Source organism: Rhodococcus sp. RS1C4 (assembly GCF_002258225.1).
GTDB lineage: Bacteria > Actinomycetota > Actinomycetes > Mycobacteriales > Mycobacteriaceae > Rhodococcoides > Rhodococcoides fascians_E.
On sequence record NZ_NOXZ01000061.1, the window covers coordinates 1 to 779 of the forward strand.

Annotated in this window: 1 protein-coding gene; it reads right to left on the reverse strand. The window is 66.0% G+C overall.

All coding sequences use genetic code 11. The features are described 5' to 3' along the window. Positions 1–779: AMP-binding protein (locus CH289_RS27765; protein ID WP_143545149.1), on the reverse strand; the 779-nt coding region annotated here is incomplete at both ends.

The following is a 779-nucleotide window of genomic DNA, read 5'->3' on the forward strand; positions in this document are numbered from 1 at the left end:
GGTGGGGTCGGCGATGAAGCGGGTGGCGGTGAGGTCGGGTCGGTTGATGTAGCCGTCGGCGAGTTGGGTGCCGCCGAGGTAGAGCTCTCCTGTGATGCCGACGGGGACGGGTCGTAGCCAGGGGTCGAGTACGTGGGTGGTGGTGTTGGTGATGGGTTGGCCGATGGGGACGCTGGTGCCGTAGGTGGCGGCATCGGTGTCGGTGTCGGTGTCGGTGGTGGTGGCGGTGGCGGGGTTGAGGTGGTGTCCGGTGGTTTCGACGGCGGCTTCGGTGGGGCCGTAGGTGTTCCAGATCTGGACGGTTGTGCCGGTGCTGTTGTTGTTGGTTGCGGTGAGGGTGGTGGCGAGGGTGGTGGGGAATGCTTCGCCGCCGAGGGCGAGGTGGCGGAGGTGGGATCGGCTCAGGTCGAGTCCGGTGTCGAGCATGGCGTGGGCGATGGTGGGGACGAGTTCGACGAAGCCGATGGGTTCGGTGTGGAGGATGTCGGTGAGGTAGTGGGGGTCTTTTTCGCCGCCGGGTCGGGTGAGGCGGATGGTGGCGCCGACTGTCAGTGGCCAGAAGAATTCGGGGACGGAGACGTCGAATCCGATGCTGGTTTTCTGCAGGACGCGGTCGCCGTCGGTGAGGGGGAATACCGTTTGGCGCCAGCGGATGAGGTTGATGATTGCTCGGTGGGAGATCATGACGCCTTTGGGGCGTCCGGTGGTGCCGGAGGTGAAGATGACGTAGGCGGTGTCGGCGGGGGTCAGTGGGCGATCGAGTGTCGGTGCGGTGGTGT